Genomic DNA, 15,408 nt, shown 5'->3' on the forward strand with positions numbered 1-15,408 from the left:
AGGGCCCCGCAGGACGCCTGTCCCCCGGGGCCCTGCGCACGGGACGGACCGCCCGGGTCAGACCCGGGTCGGGGAGCCCGACACGTCCCACAGGGTGGCCTGCGGGGCGATGGCCGCCCGGTGCCAGGCGGCCGGGTAGCTCGGGGGGAGCGGTTCGCCCGAGAGCAGGACGTGGCGCAGCGACGGGATCCGGGTGCCGGCGGCGGCCGCGGTCAGGCGGGTGAACGCCGACGGGAGCTGGGTGAGCACGGTGACCTGGTGCTCCGTCAGCGTCCGGGCGAACTCCCGCGCGTCGGAGGCGGTGTCCCGGTCCACGACGACGGCGCGCGCTCCCGACAGCAGTGGGCCCCACATCTCGCGCATCCCGAGGTCCAGGCTCATCGAGTGGTAGAAGGTCCACACGTCGTCCGGGCCGGTCTCCAGCATCGGCAGCGCCACGTCCACCCAGGACAGCACGTCCAGGTGGGTGACCGGCTCGACGGCCACGGCCCGGCCCGGCCGGCCCCCCGCGGACGGCAGGCCCAGGAACGCGGTGCGCTCCGGGAGCTGGCGGCGTACGGCCTGCTCCGGGCGGACCGCGACCACGAACGGGCCGGCCTTGGCCACGGGGATCTCGTCGCGCAGCAGCCCGCTGTCGGACAGGACCATCTCGGTGCCGGCGTCCCGCATCAGGAACTCCTGCAGGCCCGGGTTGTGCCCGGGCTCCAGCGGCAGCACCGCCGCGCCCGAGCGCATCGTGCCCACCACCGCCGCGGCGGCCGTGCAGGTGCGCCGGGCGCGCACCGCCACGGCCTGGCCGGGTCCGGCCCGGCCGCTGAGCCGGCGGGCGATGTCGTCGGCCAGCAGGTCGAGTTCCAGGTAGGTCGCCGATTCCTCCGCGTCCTGGGCCGCGACGCGGCCCGGGTGCAGGGCGGCCACGGCCGCGAATCGGATGTCGATGCGATCCCGGCGCGTGGGGCGCTCGCCGGCCGGGTCGAGCCCGATCCTGCCGAGCAGCCCGGCCAGGTCGGCGGACAGCTGGTCGAGCTCCGGCTGCTCCGGAGTGGGGTTCATCTGGCCTCCCGGACCTCGGATCGGTACTCCGACCACCGATGGTGTCGGGACCGCTTGGAGTCGTGCTCGAATCTCGGCCGTACAGGACCGCTCGGCAGCCGGTCGGGACCCGGTCGGCACCGGCTCGGCACGGGCTCGGGAGGTGCTCGAGAGGTGCTCGACGCCGGGTCCACGGGGGGTCGAGGACCGCTCGGGATGCTGTGGCCGACCCCGTCCGGGCATGCCTACGATTCTCGGGCTCATGCCGCAGCCGCACTCTCCGCGGTGCTCGCGAGTCGACCGATCCATCCCAACTCGTAGACGCACGCGTATGGAACTGAGCTTTGTGGCTATGGCCCGTCTCGCGAGAGTGGACTTGACTGTACTCATGACTCAGAACACGCAGAACGCGCAGATCACCCTCGTCATCGGCGGACACGGCAAGACCGGCCGTCGCGTCGCCGAGCGCCTCACCGCCCAGGGCCGTGCCGTCCGCATCGGCTCCCGCAGCGGCGAGCCGCCGTTCGTCTGGGAGGACTCCGCCACCTGGGGGCCCGCCCTGGAGGGTGTGGACCGGGTCTACATCACCTACTACCCCGACCTCGCCTTCCCCGGCGCCGCCGAGCAGGTGGCGGAGTTCTCCAAGGTCGCCGTCGCCAAGGGGGCGCGCCGCCTGGTGCTGCTCTCCGGCCGTGGCGAGGAGGCCGCCGAGGTCAGCGAGGAGAACGTGAAGGCCTCCGGGGCCGACTGGACCATCGTCCGCTCCAGCTGGTTCAACCAGAACTTCAGCGAGAGCTTCTTCCTGGAGCCCGTGCTGGCCGGCGAGATCGCCCTGCCGACCGGTGACGCGGTCGAGGCCTTCGTCGACGCCGACGACATCGCCGACGTGGTGGTGGCCGCGCTGACCGACGACAAGCACATCGGCAGGACCTACGAGCTGTCGGGCCCGCGCCTGCTCAGCTACAGCGACGTCGCCGCCGAGCTGTCCAAGGCGACCGGGCGCGAGATCACGTACGTCTCCGTCACCAACGAGCAGTACCGGGCGGTGCTGCGGGAGAACGGTCTGCCGGAGGACTTCGCCGACCTGTTCACCATGATCCTGGACGGGCGCAACGCCCACCTGGTGCACGGCGTCGAGGAGGCCCTGGGCCGCAAGCCCAAGGACTTCTCCGACTTCGCCCGTGAGGCGGCGGCCAGCGGCGTCTGGGACGTCCCGCAGGCCTGACCGGCCCGGCTCCCGGCGTACCCCGGTCCGGCCGGGCGGCGACTCTGGTACGGCCGCCGCCCGCCGGACCCGGGGACACGGGAACGGATCCGACCGAAGGGGGACCTCGATGCCCGAGCGGGCGTACTCCAGCGAGCACGGACTGGCCGCACTGCCGGCCCACTTCCACGGCTTCGCCCTGATGCACATCGCCATGCGGCGCGACGCGGCCCGGCTGCGGGCGGCGGCCCCCGCCTGGAAGGGCGGCGGCGCCGAGTGGTGGCAGCGGCTGCGCGAGGTGATCGAGTGGCACCACACCAGCGAGGACGACGTGCTGTGGCCCGGACTGCGGGCCCGGGACCCCGACTTCGACGCGCAGGCCCGCGAACTGCACGAGGACCACGAGGAACTGGACGCGGCGATGGCGGCGGTGTCCACCGCGGTCGCCCGCGGCGGTGACGGCCTGGTGGCGGCGGCCGCCGGCTTCGAGACCGTCCTGCGCGACCACCTGGCCGCCGAGGAACAGGTCGTCTTCCCCGTCTTCGACCGGCTGGGGGAGCGGGCGTACCTGGCGGAGGAACGCAAGCTCATCGGGACCGCGCCGCGGCGCGTGATCACCTACCTGCAGCCGTGGATGTTCGACGGTGCTCCGCCCGCCTCGGTCGCGCACGTCTCGGCGACCATTCCGCCGCCGGTCCGGCTGGTCGGATCGACGCTGCTGCGCCGGCGCTACGAGCGCACGCTGAAGGGAATCCTGACGTGACCAGTACGACCACCCAGTCCGCGACCCTGGTGGCCGCCACCGTCGGCACCGGGCTCATGGCCGGGCTCTACTTCGCCTTCGACATCTCGGTGATGCCCGGGCTCGGGCGCGGCGACGACCACACCTACGTGACCGCCATGCGCAACATCAACGAGGCCATCGACAACGGGTTGTTCGGGCTGCTGTTCCTCGGGGCGTTCCTCGCCACCGGGGTGGCCGCCGCCCAGCAGCAGCGCGGCGGCCGGCCGGACACCGCGCGCTGGGGCTGGCTGGCGTTCGCCCTGTACGGGCTGTCGCTGCTGGTGAGCGCGGTCGTCAACATCCCGCTGAACCACCAGCTGGCCAAGGCGGGGGCGGACGCGTCCGCGGCCCGGTCCCGCTTCGGCGGCCGCTGGACGACGGGCAACGTGGTCCGCACGGTGGCCTGTACGGCGGCCCTGGCGGCCCTCGGCCGCGCCCTGACCCTGCACGGCCGCGGCTCGGCGGCCTGACGTACGACCCGTGGCCCGGCGGCCCGACCCGTGACGGCCGCGGCCCGGCCGCGGTACCTGACCCGCGGCCCGGCCGCGGCGCCACCGCTCGACCCCGTGAACGGCGCCCGCTCTCTTCTTCCGTCCCCCGCGGGAGAGCGGGCGCTACACGTGCTGCCGCCGCCGGGGACCGTCGGAGAGGATGGAACGATGGACACCCTGACCGGACTCCTCGAAGGGCCCAAGGCCCGTGGCGCGTTCCTGCTGAAGTCCGTCTTCAACCCGCCGTGGTCGCTCCGGGTCGAGGACCGGGCCCCGCTGTCGATCGTGACGATGGTGCACGGCGAGGCCTGGCTGCTGCCCGACGACGGCACCCCGGTCCGGATCGGCCCCGGGGACGTGGCCGTGGTCCGCGGCCCCGACCCGTACACGGTGGCGGACTCCCCGGACACCCCCGTCCAGATCACGGTCGGGCCCGAGCAGCGGTGCAGCACGCAGGACGGCGAGGACGTCACCGAGACGATGTCGCTGGGCGTGCGCACCTGGGGCGACCCGCTGCAGGACGCCGGGTCCGCGGTGATGCTCAGCGGCACCTACCAGGCGCCCAGCGAGATCGGCCGGCGGCTGCTGAGCGCCCTGCCGACCCTGCTGGTCCGCCCCGCCGAGACGGCCGACCACACCCTGATCACCCTGCTCACCGCCGAGATCGGCAAGGACGAGCCGGGCCAGGAGATCGTCCTGGACCGGCTGCTGGACCTGCTGCTCATCGGGGTGCTGCGGGCCTGGCTCGCCGCCCCGGGCAGCGGCGCCCCCATGTGGTACCGCGCCCAGAGCGACCCGGTGGTCGGCCCGGCCCTGCGCCTGCTGCACGAGAACCCGGCCCACGGCTGGACGGTGGAGGAGCTCGCGCTCAAGGTCGGCGTCTCACGGGCCTCCCTGGCCCGCCGCTTCACCGACGTGGTGGGCGAGCCCCCGGTGGCGTACCTGACGGGCTGGCGCCTGACCCTGGCCGCCGACCTGCTGCGCGAACCGGACGCCACGGTGGCCACGGTCGCCCGCCGCGTCGGCTACAGCTCGGCGTTCGCCCTGTCGACGGCCTTCAAACGGGTCCGCGGCATCAGCCCCCAGGACTTCCGCACGGGCGCCGCCCGCCCCACGGCCCCGGACCCGCGGACCCCACCCCGGAGAACCGTGGTCCTGCCGGCGCTCTAGGCGGGCGCCTCGGCCGGGGCCGCCAGTTCCCGCACGCCCACCGGTTCGTCGCCGCTCAGTTCGCCGGTGCGGGCGAAGCCCAGGGCGGTGTAGAAGGGTTCGGGGGTGCGGGGGCCCGTGTGCCAGGTGACGTAGGCGCGGGGGGTGCCGCGGCGGTGGAGTTCGGCGCAGACCGCTTCCACCGCGAACGTGCCGTAGCCCTTGCCCTGGTGGGCGGCGTCGATGTTCAGGCGCCACAGGCCCGAGCGGACGTCGGCCGGGTCGTCGTTCCAGTGGTGGTCCAGGAAGGCCATGACGAAGCCGACCACCTCCTCGCCGGCGACGATCGCGCGGGGCCAGGCCATGGTGGGGTGGACGTAGGCCTCGGCCAGGGACTTCACCACCGGGGAGACCAGGTGCTGCTGGTCGGGGCGGACCGACACGGCGTGGACGGCGTCGAAGTTGGCGGCGGTGACCGGCTCCAGACGCAGGTGTGGCGTGCTCATGGCGGCACTTTAGCGGCGGGCCACCGCGGTGATCACCAGGGATTCCGTGGCCAGCCAGCGGCCCTCGTAGACCGGGTCGGGGGCGTCGGGCGCGTGCGGCGGGTGCAGGGTGGCCCGGAAGGTGCCGGTGGGGGAGAGGGTGAGGGTGGCGTCGCGGAAGCCCAGCCAGGTGCCCGTGGCCGGGTACCAGGCCTTGTACACCGCTTCCTTGGCCGAGAAGAAGATGCGCTCCCACGGGGTCTGCGGAGCCGCGGAGGACAGGGCTTCGAGGTGGGTGCGTTCCTGGGGCGACGTGATCAGGCCCAGGACGCCGTCGGGCAGGGGGCCCGCCGGTTCGGCGTCGATGCCCAGGGCCGCGACCCGGTCCGCCGGGGCGGCCACCGCCGCCCGGTAGCCGTCGCAGTGGGTGATGCTGCCGACCACCCCGGCCGGCCACTGCGGGGCGCCGCCCGGCCCGGGCAGCAGCGCGACCGGTGGCCGGCCGAGGGCCTCCAGGCAGCGCCGGGCGCAGGCCCGGGCGGTGGCGAACTGCCGGCGGCGGCGCGCCCGGCGGCCCTCCATCAGGGCGGCCTCGGCCGGGAACAGCGGCGCGGGCGCCTCGTCGTCGAAGGCTTCCGACGACGTGACGCCCGGGGGCAGCAGCCGTTCGATCATCGTCCGCGTGCCGACAGTTCGGCCACGGCCGAGACCACCAGCAGGGGGCGTTCCAGCAGGAGCATGTGGCCGGTGTCCGGGACGACCTCGAAGCGGGCGGCGGGCAGCACGTCCGCGAGGGTCTCGGCCAGGGCCACGTCGATCACCTTGTCCTGGTCGCCGTGGAGGACGACCGCGGGGACGCGGACCGAGGCCAGCGGCGCACGGACGTCCCAGCCGCGGGTGCAGCGGAAGTAGTCCGCCCGGACCCGGGGAAGGGTCGCCGCGAAGAGCTGGCGGTTGAGCTCACGGGCCCAGGGGTCGGCCTTCTTGCCCATCGTGGAGGACAGCAGCTTGCGGCCCAGCCCCGGACGCGACAGGGCCCGGCTGAACAAGCCGCTGCCCATCATCTTGACCTCGCTGTCCGGGGTGTCCTGGCCGTGCGCGGCCGTGCCGACCAGGACCAGGCCGCGCAGCCGCGCCGCCTCCGGCTGCGTGGCCGCGTACGTCAGCGCCGCGAAGCCGCCGCCCGAGTGGCCGACGAGGACCGCCTCGCGCGCCCCGGTCTCGCCGAGCACGGCCGCCAGGTCCGCGGCGAGGCGCTCCGGGGACACCGGGGTCCGGCCCAGGGTGGAGGCGCCGTGGCCGCGGTGGTCGTAGAGCACCACCCGGTGCCCGGCCCGGATCAGCCGGTCGGTGACGGTGCCCCAGGCACGGCGGGAGTGCGCCCAGCCGTGCAGCAGCACCACGTCGCCGGCCGGGGTGGTCCCGGCGAGCGGGGCCAGCACGGTGACGGCCAGGTCGGCGCCGTCGTCCGTACGGACGGTCAGTTCCCGGGTCAGCTCGGCGACGGCGCTCATGCCGCGACCCCCGACAGCTGCCGGCCCAGGGACTCGAAGGCCGCCAGGGTGCCGCGCGAGTGCTCCGCGCCCAGGTCGGCGACCTTCGACAGCAGCTTCAGCCAGCCGTGCGGCCGCGCCGCGAAGTGCATGGCCAGCCGGGTGCGGCCGTCGGCGAGCGGCTCCACGGTGAACGTGCTGGGCCCGCGGAAGACCCCGTCCACGTACTCGATGTCCAGCCGGCGGCCGGGCAGGACGGCCGTGGTGCGCGCGGTGAAACGCAGCTTCAGGCCGCCGTTGTCGACGCCCTTGGTGTGCACCGTGACCGCGACCTCACCGCCGACCGCGTCGGGGGAGCCGGAGACGGTGGCGAAGGTGTTGTGCGGGACCCACCACTGCTTGGCACCGCGGAACTCGGTGATCAGCGCGTCCCAGACGGCGGCCGCCGGGGCGTCGATCACCGCCTCGTCGATCAGGTCGTAGGTGGTCATGGTCGAAGCCTCCAGGGGAACCAGGAACAAAAGGGAGGCGGCGGGGGCGGGGTCCCTCGTCCCCGCTCCCGCCGCCGGGTCCGTCCGCGACCGGTCAGAGCAGGCCGAAGTTCTGGCCCGGCGTGAGGATGCCGGTCGGGTCGTACTTCTTCTTCGCCGCGACGAACCCGCTCCAGCGGTTGCCGAAGTGCGTCTTCCAGTCCGCGTGCGACATCGGGATCGAGCCGACCAGGTAGCGCTTGGCACCCATCGCGACGGCGATGTCGTACAGCCGGCGGTTCTGGTCGATCATGCCCTGGATGTTGGGCTCACCCGGGTTCGGGAAGCGCAGCAGGTCGAAGAGGTAGGCGACCGACTCGTTCGGCTGGACCGCCAGCGGCCGCTTCAGCTTCCCGGTGTAGTACGGGTAGAAGAGCAGGAAGCCGCCGCCGAGCGAGTCGGCGTTCATCTCCTGCTCGACGATCTTCATGAACGCCTTGGTCTTCGACGCCGGCAGGAACATGCTCAGCCACGGCTTGGGCGTGTACCAGTGGCCGCCCTCCTTGAGCACGGCCTCGTAGGCGTCCAGGCGGAACATGTAGTCCCGGAAGGAGACGTCCTCGATGATCGCGTCGGCGCGGACGTCCTTGAGGTCGCACAGCAGCCGGTTGCGGTCCGGCGGCGTGGTGTCGTAGGTGGCGCCGACCTCCATCTTGTAGCGCCAGCCGGAGTTGTCCGGGGTGCGCAGCATCTCGCCCGCGTGCACCTGGAACCGCTTGTCGGCCAGCACCTTCTCGGAGTCGGCGAGGTACTGCTCGACCGTCGAGTAGAACAGGCTGAACACCACGGCCCGCTGCGGCGCCGGGATCAGCTTGACGTTGACCCGGACGATGATGCCGACCTGGCCGCCGCCGCCGAGGGCCGCGTTGAACAGGTCCGCGCGCAGCCACGGGGTGGCCGTGACCAGCTTGCCGTCGGCCGTGACGATGTCGATGGCCTGCACCGTGTCGACCATCAGGCCGTACTTCTGCACGGTGCCGCCGATACCGCCGACCGACAGCGTGCCGCCGATCGAGATGTACAGGTAGTCGGGCAGTGCCGGCGGGGTCTTGCCGAGCTTGAGCGTGGCGTCGGTCAGCTGGCCCCAGGTGACACCCGCCTCGACCACGGCGTAGTCGTTGCCGATGGACAGGATCTTCGACATGCCCTTGGCGTCGATGGAGATGCCGCCGGGGACGCGGGCCTGGCCGTACACCGAGTGCGACTCGATGTCGGTGCCGGTGCCGCCCTGGCCGTTGACGGCGATCTTGATGCCGTTGGTGCGGGCGTAGTTGACGATCGTGACGATGTCGTCGATCGAGCCGGGGTGGAGCACCGCCCACGGCTTGCTGACGTCGTCGAAGAGGTGACCGAAGTCGTGGCCGAACGAGTCGAGCGTGGCCGGCGACGTCGTCAGGGTGCCCTTGAGGCCCGGCACCGGGACGACGTCGGAGTTGCCGGCGGCCTCGGCCGCCGTCGCCCAGGTCCCGTCGGCGGCGTTCCAGCCGACGACCGCGACGGCGGTGGCCGCCATCGACCCGAGGACCTTGCGGCGCGACGGCTGGGCCGGGGCGCCGGCGGTGGATCTTGGGGTGCTGCTCATCTTCTTGCGTCTCCCGATTCCCATGGAGTGCGGACGACTACGGGGTCACGCTCAGGCGTGCGGTACGGGCCGGGTGCTGCTGCTGCGCACCCGTGAGGCGAGCTGGTACTCGCTCGGGTCCAGACGCTTGGTGCCCTTGCGGAAGCGCCAGGTGTAGGTCGCGAAGATGGACGGGTTGCGGCCGCTGTCGTCCATGTACCAGCTCTTGCAGCCGCCGGCCGGGGACCAGACGGAGCCCTCGGTGTAGCCGTCGAGCACCCGGTTGTAGGCGTCCTGCGCCTCGCGGCGCACCTCGATGCTGGCCAGGCCCCGCTTGTCCATCACCTTCAGGGCGTCGACGACGTAGGCGATCTGCGCCTCGATCATCAGCGTCTGCGAGGAGTGGCCGAGCGCCGTGTTCGGCCCCAGCATCATGAAGAGGTTCGGGAAGCCGGCGATGGTGGTGCCGCGGTGTGCGGCCATGCCGTCCTTCCAGGCCTCGCGCAGCTGGACGCCGTCCCGCCCCCAGATCCGGCGGGCGACCGGACGGTCGGTGGCCTGGAAGCCGGTGCCGAGGATGATGGTGTCGACCTCGCGCTCGGTGCCGTCGGCCGTGACGATCGACTTGGCGCGGACCTCGGCGATGCCGTCGCTGACGATCTCGACGTTGGGCTGCTGGATCGCCGGGTACCAGGTGTTCGAGAACAGCAGCCGCTTGCACGCCACCAGGTAGTCGGGGGTCAGCCGGGCGCGCAGCGCCTCGTCCGCCACCGACTTCTTCAGGTGGTCGCTCGCCATCTTCTGGACCTTCTCGGCGAGCTTGGGCCGCTTGAACATGAACGCCAGCACCTCGCGGCCCCACTGGTTGAAGCCGCGGCGGAACTTCTGGTAGCCGGGCAGGGAGCGCAGCATCCTGGTGTGCAGCTCGCTGTTGGGCTTGTCCGGCTTGGGCCCGACCCACGGGGGCGTGCGCTGGTAGAGGTCCAGGTGGCCGACCTCGGGCTGGATCGCCGGCACGAACTGGATGGCGCTGGCGCCCGTACCGATGACGGCGACGCGGCGGCCGGTCAGGTCGTGCTCGTGGTCCCAGTTCGAGGAGTGGAAGATCTTGCCCTCGAAGTCCGCGATCCCCTTGATGGCGGGGACGGCCGGCTCGGAGAGGTAGCCGGTGCCGGTGACCAGGACCTGGGCCGTGTACTCGCCCTGGGAGGTCTCGATCCGCCAGTGCCGCTCGTCCTCGTCCCAGCGGGCGGCGACCAGCTCGTGCCCGAACCGGATGTGGGGGCGCACCCCGAAGCGGTCCGCCGTGTCCTTGAGGTAGGCGAACAGCTCGTCACGGGTGGCGAAGGTGGACTTCCAGTTCGGGTTCCGGGCGAACGAGAAAGAGTACAGGTGGGACATGACGTCGCACGCACACCCCGGATAGCTGTTGTCCCGCCAGGTGCCGCCGACCTCGTCGGCCCGTTCGAACACCAGGAAGTCGTCGATGCCCGACTGCAGCAGCCGGATGGCGGTGCCCAGGCCCGAGAAACCGGTGCCGATGACCGCGACCCGCAGATGGCGGGTCGGGCCGCGGCCGCCGGGGGCCGGCTCGGTGGCCGGACGCGCCCCGCCGTCCGTGGCCGGTTCGAGAATGCTCGTCACGTCGGCCTCCTTCAGCGGCGCGTGATGGTGACGCGGAAGTTGTTGAAGAACTTGTCCTCGAGCGTGTAGGCGAAGATGTCGAGGTAGCGCTCGAAGCGGGCCACGACCTCCTCGCCCTCCAGGGCGACGGCCTCGTCACGGCGCTCGGCGAGCAGCACCAGCCAGGCGCGGCAGGCCATGGCGAACGACTCGCGCTCGTTGACGATCTCGTCGATCTCGAACAGGCCCTCCGCGGCGGCGGACAGCTCGCTCAGGTGCGGGATGTGGCAGCCCTCGAACTCGGAGCGCTGCAGGAACTTCAGGTCGTCGAGGAGCGCGCGGTTCATCGGCAGCGCCTCGGCGGTCATGGTGTGCAGGACGAACTTGGCACCCGGGTTCAGGGCGTTGGCGACCTGCTGGAAGAAGAAGCGGTAGCGCTTGGTGCGCTCCTTCGGCGGCAGGTTGGAGGAGACGAAGTGCTCCAGGGCGTTGATGCAGAACGCCGCGTCGTACTTCTCCGACTCGTCGGCGACCTTGTAGTCCGCCCAGCTCTGCACGAGCGTGGTGATCTTCGGGTTGCCCAGGCCGTCGATGAAGGCCTCCTGGGTGCGCGACAGGGTCAGGCCCACCGCGGTCTCGGCACCGTGGACGGTGGTGAGGCGGTTGAGCATGGTGCCCCAGCCGCAGCCGATGTCCAGCACGCGCCGGGTGCTGCCGGCCCGCACGTTCGCGAGCTCCGCGAACTTGTCCAGCTTGCGCTCCTGGGCCTCGTCGAGGGTGGCGACGAGGTCCTCACCCTCCTCCCAGTAGCCGCCGGAGTACATCATCGTGGGGCCCAGCAGCAGCCGGTAGAAGTCGTTGCTGACCTCGTAGTGGTGCCTGATCGCGTCGACCTCGGGGTCCACCGACTTGGGGGCGACCGTTGTCATCCTGTGGTCCTCATTTCCTGTCCGGCTCGGGCAGTGCCGTGATGTTCCGGTTCGGGTGCCGTGGTGAATTCGCGTCCGAGGAAACCGGATCCCCCGCAAGGCAGGCGCAAGACGTACGGAATTCCCCGGGGAAGGGTGGCGGGGATCCGTCTTGCGTCTTCCTTGCGGGGGCGGGGATTTCATCACTTCGGAAAACACGTCACGCACCGCCGAGTTGTACTGCCGAGAGAGGACCGACCCCATGTCGCAGCTGCCCACCATCGAAGAACTGGCGAGCCAGCTTGAGGCCGTTTCGGGTGCCGCGGAGGTCAGCCCCGACGCCCCGCTCCAGCACATCGCGGACGTCGACTCGCTCGACCTGATGGAGTGGCTGTACGGCTTCCAGAACCAGTACCCGCACATCCCGGCCGACGAGTCCCTCTTCGCCGACCTCGACGACACGACCACGCTGCGCGACGTGTACGCGAAGATCGTCGAGCTCGTCCCGGCGCAGGCGTAAGGCCGGGGGCCAGCCACGTGACCGGCTTCGACATCACCGGGTGGGGCATGTCCGTACCCGAGCGCATCGTCACCAGTGCGGAGCTCGCGGAGCGTTTCGGCGTGGACGAGCACTGGGTCGTCAGCCGCTGCGGCATCCGGGAGCGGCGAGCGGTGGACCCGGGACAGACCACGGCCTCCCTGGCCGTCGAGGCCGGCCGGCGCGCGCTGGACAAGGCGGGCCTGACCGGTGCCGACATCGCCCACCTCATCGTCGCGACCGCCACGCCCGAGCAGCCGTCGCCGGCGACGTCCGCGTTCGTCCACCACGAGCTCGGCATCGCCGGCAGCGCGCACGACGTGAACTCCGAGTGCGCGGGCTTCGTCTACGGGCTCGTCTCGGCGATGGCGCTGATCGCCCTCGACCCGCGGCCGATCCTGCTGATCGGCTCCGACACCCACACCCTGACGGCCAACCCGGCCGACCGGGACCTGTCCATCCTCGTCGGCGACGGTGCGGGCGCGCTCGTGCTCCAGCCGGGCGCCGAGAACCGCGTCAAGGCCTGGAACCTGGGCGCGGACGGCTCCTGCACCGGCTCGCTGAAGGTGCTGGCCGGCGGCAGCCGGATGCCGACCACCCAGGAGACCCTGGACGCGGGCCTGCACTACGCGCAGATCAACGGCAACGAGATCTACCTCAACGCCGTCCGCTACACCGTCCGTACGGTGCGCGAGACGCTGGAGAACGCGAAGGTGGCGGCGGCCGAGGTGGACCACATCGTCCCCCACCAGGCCAACATCCGGATCATCAACTCGATCCTGTCGCACACCGGGCTGCGTCCCGAGGCGCTGATCACCAATCTCCACAAGTACGGCAACACGGCGTCGGCGTCGATCCCGATCGCGCTGACGGAAGCCCTGGAGGAGGGCCGGATCAAGGCGGGCGACAAGGTCCTGCTGGCCGGCTTCGGAGCCGGGATGACCTGGGGTTCGATCCTGATGGAATGGGGCGGTGTCGCGGCATGAGCAAGAACGTTGCGGGTGAGCGCCCGCAGTCGCCGGTGGCCCTCGTCACGGGGGCCTCGGGCGGCCTGGGCCAGGCCCTCGCCCTGGAGCTGGACGCGCTCGGCTGCCGGGTCGCCGTCCACTACAACAGCTCGCGGGACGCGGCGCTGGCCGTGCAGGAGAAGCTGACGAACGAGTCGGTGCTGGTCACCGGGGACGTCGGCTCCTGGGAGGCGACGCAGAAGCTGTACGAGGAGATCTCGGCGGCGCTCGGTCCGGTGGACGTGCTGGTCAACAACGGCGCGATCCGCAAGGACAGCCTGATGGCCATGCAGAACCCGGCCGACTGGGCCCAGGTCATCCAGACCAACCTGATCGGCTCCTTCCACACCGCGCGGGTGTCCGTCCCGGCGATGCTGCGCAAGCGGTGGGGGCGGGTGGTCAACGTGGTGTCCCCGTCCGGGATCATCGCGACCGCGGGCCAGACGGCGTACTCCGCCTCCAAGGCCGGCCTGATCGGCTTCACCCGGACCCTCGCGTCGGAGTGCGGCCGGCGCGGGGTGACCGTGAACGCCCTCTCCCCGGGCTTCATGATCACCGGGATGACGCAGGACCTGCCGGACCGGGTCAAGGAGGGCATGGAGGACAAGGCCCCCATCCCGCGGTTCGTCACGGTCGAGGAGGTCGCGCGCAGCGTCGGCCTGTTCCTGGACCAGGACTGCATGACCGGCCAGGTCATCAGCATCGACTCGGGCGTCTCCATCACCTGATCCCCACCGCCCGTGCCTCTCCCCCCACCCGGCCCCGGCCGCCCCCCTTCCCCCCGGGGCGGCCGGGGCCAAGGGCATGCCCGCGGGGGCCGGTGCGGTCCTGTTGGGTGCCGGACCGGCCGAGCGCCGTCCCCCGAGGGGGACGGCGCTCGGCCGGTGGCAGGGGACGGCGGCCTCAGGCCACCCGGCGGTGCGTGGTGCAGCCGTGGTCGGACAGGGAGCACGGGCGGGGGGCCGCGGTGTGGTCGACCTCGAACATGCCCATCAGGAACGGGTCGAGGTAGGTGAACGGGCGCGGGGCCCGGTCGCGGCGCGGCTCCGGGGTGCGCAGCAGCTCCAGGTAGGCGGCCTCGGTCTCCGGGGCCGGGTCGATGCCCAGCTCCTCGGCCAGCACCTCGCGCAGCTGCTGGTAGCTGCGCAGCGCCTCCGCCCGGTTGCCGGCCCGGGTGTGGGCGGCCATCCGGCAGCGGTACGCGCACCCATTTCCCGACGCACCCCTCGCACCGATCGGCGCCGGGGCGCCTCCCGGGCTTCGGGGTGCTGCGCCGGACTCCGTCCGGCGACCGCTGCGGTAGCCCGCTTCGGCGACGGGTCAAGCCGAAATCGATTCCCTTGCCCTGTCCGCCTACCTGTGCCTCGGTGACTGGGCGACAGCGGAGGCGCACGGGCACAGGTGCCTGTCCGGGCTGCGGCCGCACATGCACCGATCGCGGGCGATCGCCACCACCCGCCTCGCCCTGGCACAGCTCGAACAGCGGGAAGTGGAGTCTGCTGTGACCACCGCTATGGAGGTACCGGCCGACGCAGCTGCTGGACACCCGCGGGTGTCGGCGATGCTGGATGTGTTCGGAGGACGCCTTGCACAGATCGCCCCTGCAAGTGGCCGGGTGGCTGCCTGGCGGTCCCACCGGGTCCGAGTGAAGTGAGTGCTGATGACCACATCTTCGCCTTCCCTACGTCGCCACAGCGCGCTGACTCCCGACCTGCGGGTGGCGATCGCCGATGTCTACTCCCAGGTTCGGGCCGATCTCCTCGACCACCCGAACTACCGCGTGGACGTGTTCCTGGAGCGGCTGGAGCGGCATGCGGCCGAACCGGGTTGGGCCCTGGTGATGGCGTGCGCGCCGGACGGTGAAGTGGTCGGCTACGCCTACGCCAACAGCATCGGCCCCGGGGACCGCTGGTGGAAGCGGCTCACCGTGCCCCCGGTGCCGCGGTTCACGGCCCAGGACACGGCGGCCGTGAAGGAAATCGGCGTCATCCCACCGTACCGCGGCGCAGGGCTGGCCCGGCGGATGCATGACGTCCTCCTCGACGGCCGCACCGAGCCGTACGTGACGCTCATGGTGAACCCGGCCGCCGGCGACGGCAAAGTGCTACGGCTGTACGAAGGGTGGGGGTACAGGCAGATCGGCGCGGTGAAGCCGTTGCCCGAGTCGCCGTGGCTGGTGTGCATGGGCCGTTGCGTCCGGGTGTGACCGACCGGAAAACGCCGGATGGCGGTGCCGGCCGCCGAGGCCCGGTCTGGCGGCCGGGACCCTGGCCGGCAAGCCGACTCCTTCCCGCCTCACGCCACCCGGTGCCCCGCATGCGTGGTGCAGCCGTGGTCGGACAGGGAGCACGGGCGGGGGGCCGCGGTGTGGTCGACCTCGAACATGCCCATCAGGAACGGGTCGAGGTAGGTGAACGGGCGCGGGGCCCGGTCGCGGCGCGGCTCCGGGGTGCGCAGCAGCTCCAGGTAGGCGGCCTCGGTCTCCGGGGCCGGGTCGATGCCCAGCTCCTCGGCCAGCACCTCGCGCAGCTGCTGGTAGCTGCGCAGCGCCTCCGCCCGGTTGCCGGCCCGGGTGTGGGCGGCCATCCGGCAGCGGTACGCGC

General features: G+C 72.2%; 18 protein-coding genes and 1 pseudogene. 9 read left to right on the forward strand and 10 right to left on the reverse strand.

Annotated features, from left to right (window positions below):
- Nucleotides 1-57 precede the first annotated feature (57 nt).
- A complete protein-coding gene (locus EF918_RS03855; protein ID WP_185921585.1) occupies nt 58-1,053 on the reverse strand; it encodes an AMP-binding protein in 996 nt (331 codons plus the stop codon).
- Between the two features lie 367 nt (nt 1,054-1,420).
- On the opposite strand from EF918_RS03855, the gene EF918_RS03860 reads away from it, so the two are divergent.
- The 4 genes from EF918_RS03860 (at nt 1,421) to EF918_RS03875 (ending at nt 4,681) form a co-directional block, all read left to right on the forward strand.
- Nucleotides 1,421-2,257: an NmrA family NAD(P)-binding protein gene (locus EF918_RS03860; RefSeq protein ID WP_125640629.1), complete on the forward strand. Its 837-nt coding sequence runs from the start codon at nt 1,421-1,423 to the stop codon at nt 2,255-2,257.
- Nucleotides 2,258-2,366: 109 nt separating this feature from the next.
- On the forward strand, nt 2,367-2,999 hold the full coding sequence (locus EF918_RS03865) for a hemerythrin domain-containing protein (RefSeq protein WP_125640632.1): 633 nt from the start codon (nt 2,367-2,369) through the stop codon (nt 2,997-2,999).
- Entirely contained in the window at nt 2,996-3,490 is a 495-nt protein-coding gene (locus EF918_RS03870; protein WP_260609747.1) for a DUF1772 domain-containing protein, read from the forward strand. Before EF918_RS03865 ends, EF918_RS03870 begins: the two co-directional genes overlap by 4 nt.
- A 189-nt stretch (nt 3,491-3,679) precedes the next feature.
- The gene (locus EF918_RS03875) at nt 3,680-4,681 is read left to right on the forward strand and encodes an AraC family transcriptional regulator (protein ID WP_125640635.1); all 1,002 of its coding nucleotides are present in this window, start codon (nt 3,680-3,682) and stop codon (nt 4,679-4,681) included.
- Here the strand turns inward: EF918_RS03875 and EF918_RS03880 are convergent.
- The 7 genes from EF918_RS03880 to EF918_RS03910 all read right to left on the reverse strand — a co-directional run bounded on the left by EF918_RS03880 (nt 4,678) and on the right by EF918_RS03910 (nt 11,281).
- Nucleotides 4,678-5,166 (reverse strand): GNAT family N-acetyltransferase, encoded by a 489-nt coding sequence (locus EF918_RS03880; protein WP_125640639.1) that lies wholly within the window; start codon nt 5,164-5,166, stop codon nt 4,678-4,680. The two genes, EF918_RS03875 and EF918_RS03880, sit on opposite strands and share 4 nt — an antisense overlap.
- A 9-nt stretch (nt 5,167-5,175) precedes the next feature.
- Nucleotides 5,176-5,820 carry a 4'-phosphopantetheinyl transferase gene (locus tag EF918_RS03885; RefSeq protein ID WP_125640642.1) on the reverse strand — a complete coding sequence of 215 codons (645 nt, stop codon included), beginning with the start codon at nt 5,818-5,820 and terminating at the stop codon, nt 5,176-5,178.
- Nucleotides 5,817-6,659, reverse strand: coding sequence for an alpha/beta fold hydrolase (locus EF918_RS03890; RefSeq protein ID WP_125640645.1), 843 nt, complete (start codon nt 6,657-6,659; stop codon nt 5,817-5,819). The genes EF918_RS03885 and EF918_RS03890 overlap by 4 nt, the downstream gene beginning before the upstream one ends.
- Nucleotides 6,656-7,129: an SRPBCC family protein gene (locus tag EF918_RS03895; RefSeq protein ID WP_185921586.1), complete on the reverse strand. Its 474-nt coding sequence runs from the start codon at nt 7,127-7,129 to the stop codon at nt 6,656-6,658. Before EF918_RS03895 ends, EF918_RS03890 begins: the two co-directional genes overlap by 4 nt.
- Before the next feature lie 94 nt (nt 7,130-7,223).
- Nucleotides 7,224-8,750 (reverse strand): FAD-binding protein, encoded by a 1,527-nt coding sequence (locus EF918_RS03900; RefSeq protein WP_125640648.1) that lies wholly within the window; start codon nt 8,748-8,750, stop codon nt 7,224-7,226.
- A gap of 51 nt (nt 8,751-8,801) precedes the next feature.
- Nucleotides 8,802-10,373 (reverse strand): NAD(P)/FAD-dependent oxidoreductase, encoded by a 1,572-nt coding sequence (locus EF918_RS03905; RefSeq protein WP_125640651.1) that lies wholly within the window; start codon nt 10,371-10,373, stop codon nt 8,802-8,804.
- Between the two features lie 11 nt (nt 10,374-10,384).
- A complete protein-coding gene (locus EF918_RS03910) occupies nt 10,385-11,281 on the reverse strand; it encodes a class I SAM-dependent methyltransferase (RefSeq protein ID WP_125640654.1) in 897 nt (298 codons plus the stop codon).
- Nucleotides 11,282-11,522: 241 nt separating this feature from the next.
- On the opposite strand from EF918_RS03910, the gene EF918_RS03915 reads away from it, so the two are divergent.
- From EF918_RS03915 to EF918_RS03925, 3 genes are read left to right on the forward strand one after another with little or no spacing between them, the layout of a single operon-like run.
- Nucleotides 11,523-11,780, forward strand: coding sequence for a hypothetical protein (locus EF918_RS03915; RefSeq protein ID WP_125640657.1), 258 nt, complete (start codon nt 11,523-11,525; stop codon nt 11,778-11,780).
- Between the two features lie 17 nt (nt 11,781-11,797).
- Nucleotides 11,798-12,784, forward strand: coding sequence for a 3-oxoacyl-ACP synthase III family protein (locus tag EF918_RS03920; RefSeq protein WP_125640660.1), 987 nt, complete (start codon nt 11,798-11,800; stop codon nt 12,782-12,784).
- Nucleotides 12,781-13,533, forward strand: a complete 753-nt coding sequence (locus EF918_RS03925; protein ID WP_125640663.1) for an SDR family NAD(P)-dependent oxidoreductase — start codon at nt 12,781-12,783, stop codon at nt 13,531-13,533. Before EF918_RS03920 ends, EF918_RS03925 begins: the two co-directional genes overlap by 4 nt.
- 175 nt (nt 13,534-13,708) lie before the next feature.
- Here EF918_RS03925 and EF918_RS03930 read toward each other — a convergent pair whose 3' ends face one another.
- On the reverse strand, nt 13,709-14,041 hold the full coding sequence (locus EF918_RS03930; RefSeq protein ID WP_312847806.1) for a bacterial transcriptional activator domain-containing protein: 333 nt from the start codon (nt 14,039-14,041) through the stop codon (nt 13,709-13,711).
- Nucleotides 14,042-14,126: 85 nt separating this feature from the next.
- Here EF918_RS03930 and EF918_RS37955 point away from each other — a divergent pair.
- Nucleotides 14,127-14,459: pseudogene (locus EF918_RS37955) on the forward strand (XRE family transcriptional regulator); the annotation flags it as partial.
- A gap of 6 nt (nt 14,460-14,465) precedes the next feature.
- A complete protein-coding gene (locus EF918_RS03940; RefSeq protein WP_125640679.1) occupies nt 14,466-15,011 on the forward strand; it encodes a GNAT family N-acetyltransferase in 546 nt (181 codons plus the stop codon).
- Between the two features lie 89 nt (nt 15,012-15,100).
- Here EF918_RS03940 and EF918_RS03945 read toward each other — a convergent pair.
- On the reverse strand, nt 15,101-15,408 hold a 308-nt coding region (locus EF918_RS03945), incomplete at its 5' end, for a bacterial transcriptional activator domain-containing protein (RefSeq protein ID WP_221889687.1).

This window comes from Streptomyces sp. WAC06614 (assembly GCF_003949795.1).
Classification (GTDB): Bacteria; Actinomycetota; Actinomycetes; order Streptomycetales; family Streptomycetaceae; genus Streptomyces.

Excerpts from the sequence above, each read along its gene's own strand:
- EF918_RS03855 (WP_185921585.1), bottom strand. The coding sequence starts at position 1,053 with ATGAACCCCACTCCGGAGCAGCCGGAGCTCGACCAGCTGTCCGCCGAC.
- EF918_RS03860 (WP_125640629.1), top strand. The coding sequence starts at position 1,421 with ATGACTCAGAACACGCAGAACGCGCAGATCACCCTCGTCATCGGCGGA.
- EF918_RS03865 (WP_125640632.1), top strand. The coding sequence starts at position 2,367 with ATGCCCGAGCGGGCGTACTCCAGCGAGCACGGACTGGCCGCACTGCCG.
- EF918_RS03875 (WP_125640635.1), top strand. The coding sequence starts at position 3,680 with ATGGACACCCTGACCGGACTCCTCGAAGGGCCCAAGGCCCGTGGCGCG.
- EF918_RS03880 (WP_125640639.1), bottom strand. The coding sequence starts at position 5,166 with ATGAGCACGCCACACCTGCGTCTGGAGCCGGTCACCGCCGCCAACTTC.
- EF918_RS03885 (WP_125640642.1), bottom strand. The coding sequence starts at position 5,820 with ATGATCGAACGGCTGCTGCCCCCGGGCGTCACGTCGTCGGAAGCCTTC.
- EF918_RS03890 (WP_125640645.1), bottom strand. The coding sequence starts at position 6,659 with ATGAGCGCCGTCGCCGAGCTGACCCGGGAACTGACCGTCCGTACGGAC.
- EF918_RS03895 (WP_185921586.1), bottom strand. The coding sequence starts at position 7,129 with ATGACCACCTACGACCTGATCGACGAGGCGGTGATCGACGCCCCGGCG.
- EF918_RS03900 (WP_125640648.1), bottom strand. The coding sequence starts at position 8,750 with ATGAGCAGCACCCCAAGATCCACCGCCGGCGCCCCGGCCCAGCCGTCG.
- EF918_RS03910 (WP_125640654.1), bottom strand. The coding sequence starts at position 11,281 with ATGACAACGGTCGCCCCCAAGTCGGTGGACCCCGAGGTCGACGCGATC.
- EF918_RS03915 (WP_125640657.1), top strand. The coding sequence starts at position 11,523 with ATGTCGCAGCTGCCCACCATCGAAGAACTGGCGAGCCAGCTTGAGGCC.
- EF918_RS03925 (WP_125640663.1), top strand. The coding sequence starts at position 12,781 with ATGAGCAAGAACGTTGCGGGTGAGCGCCCGCAGTCGCCGGTGGCCCTC.
- EF918_RS03940 (WP_125640679.1), top strand. The coding sequence starts at position 14,466 with ATGACCACATCTTCGCCTTCCCTACGTCGCCACAGCGCGCTGACTCCC.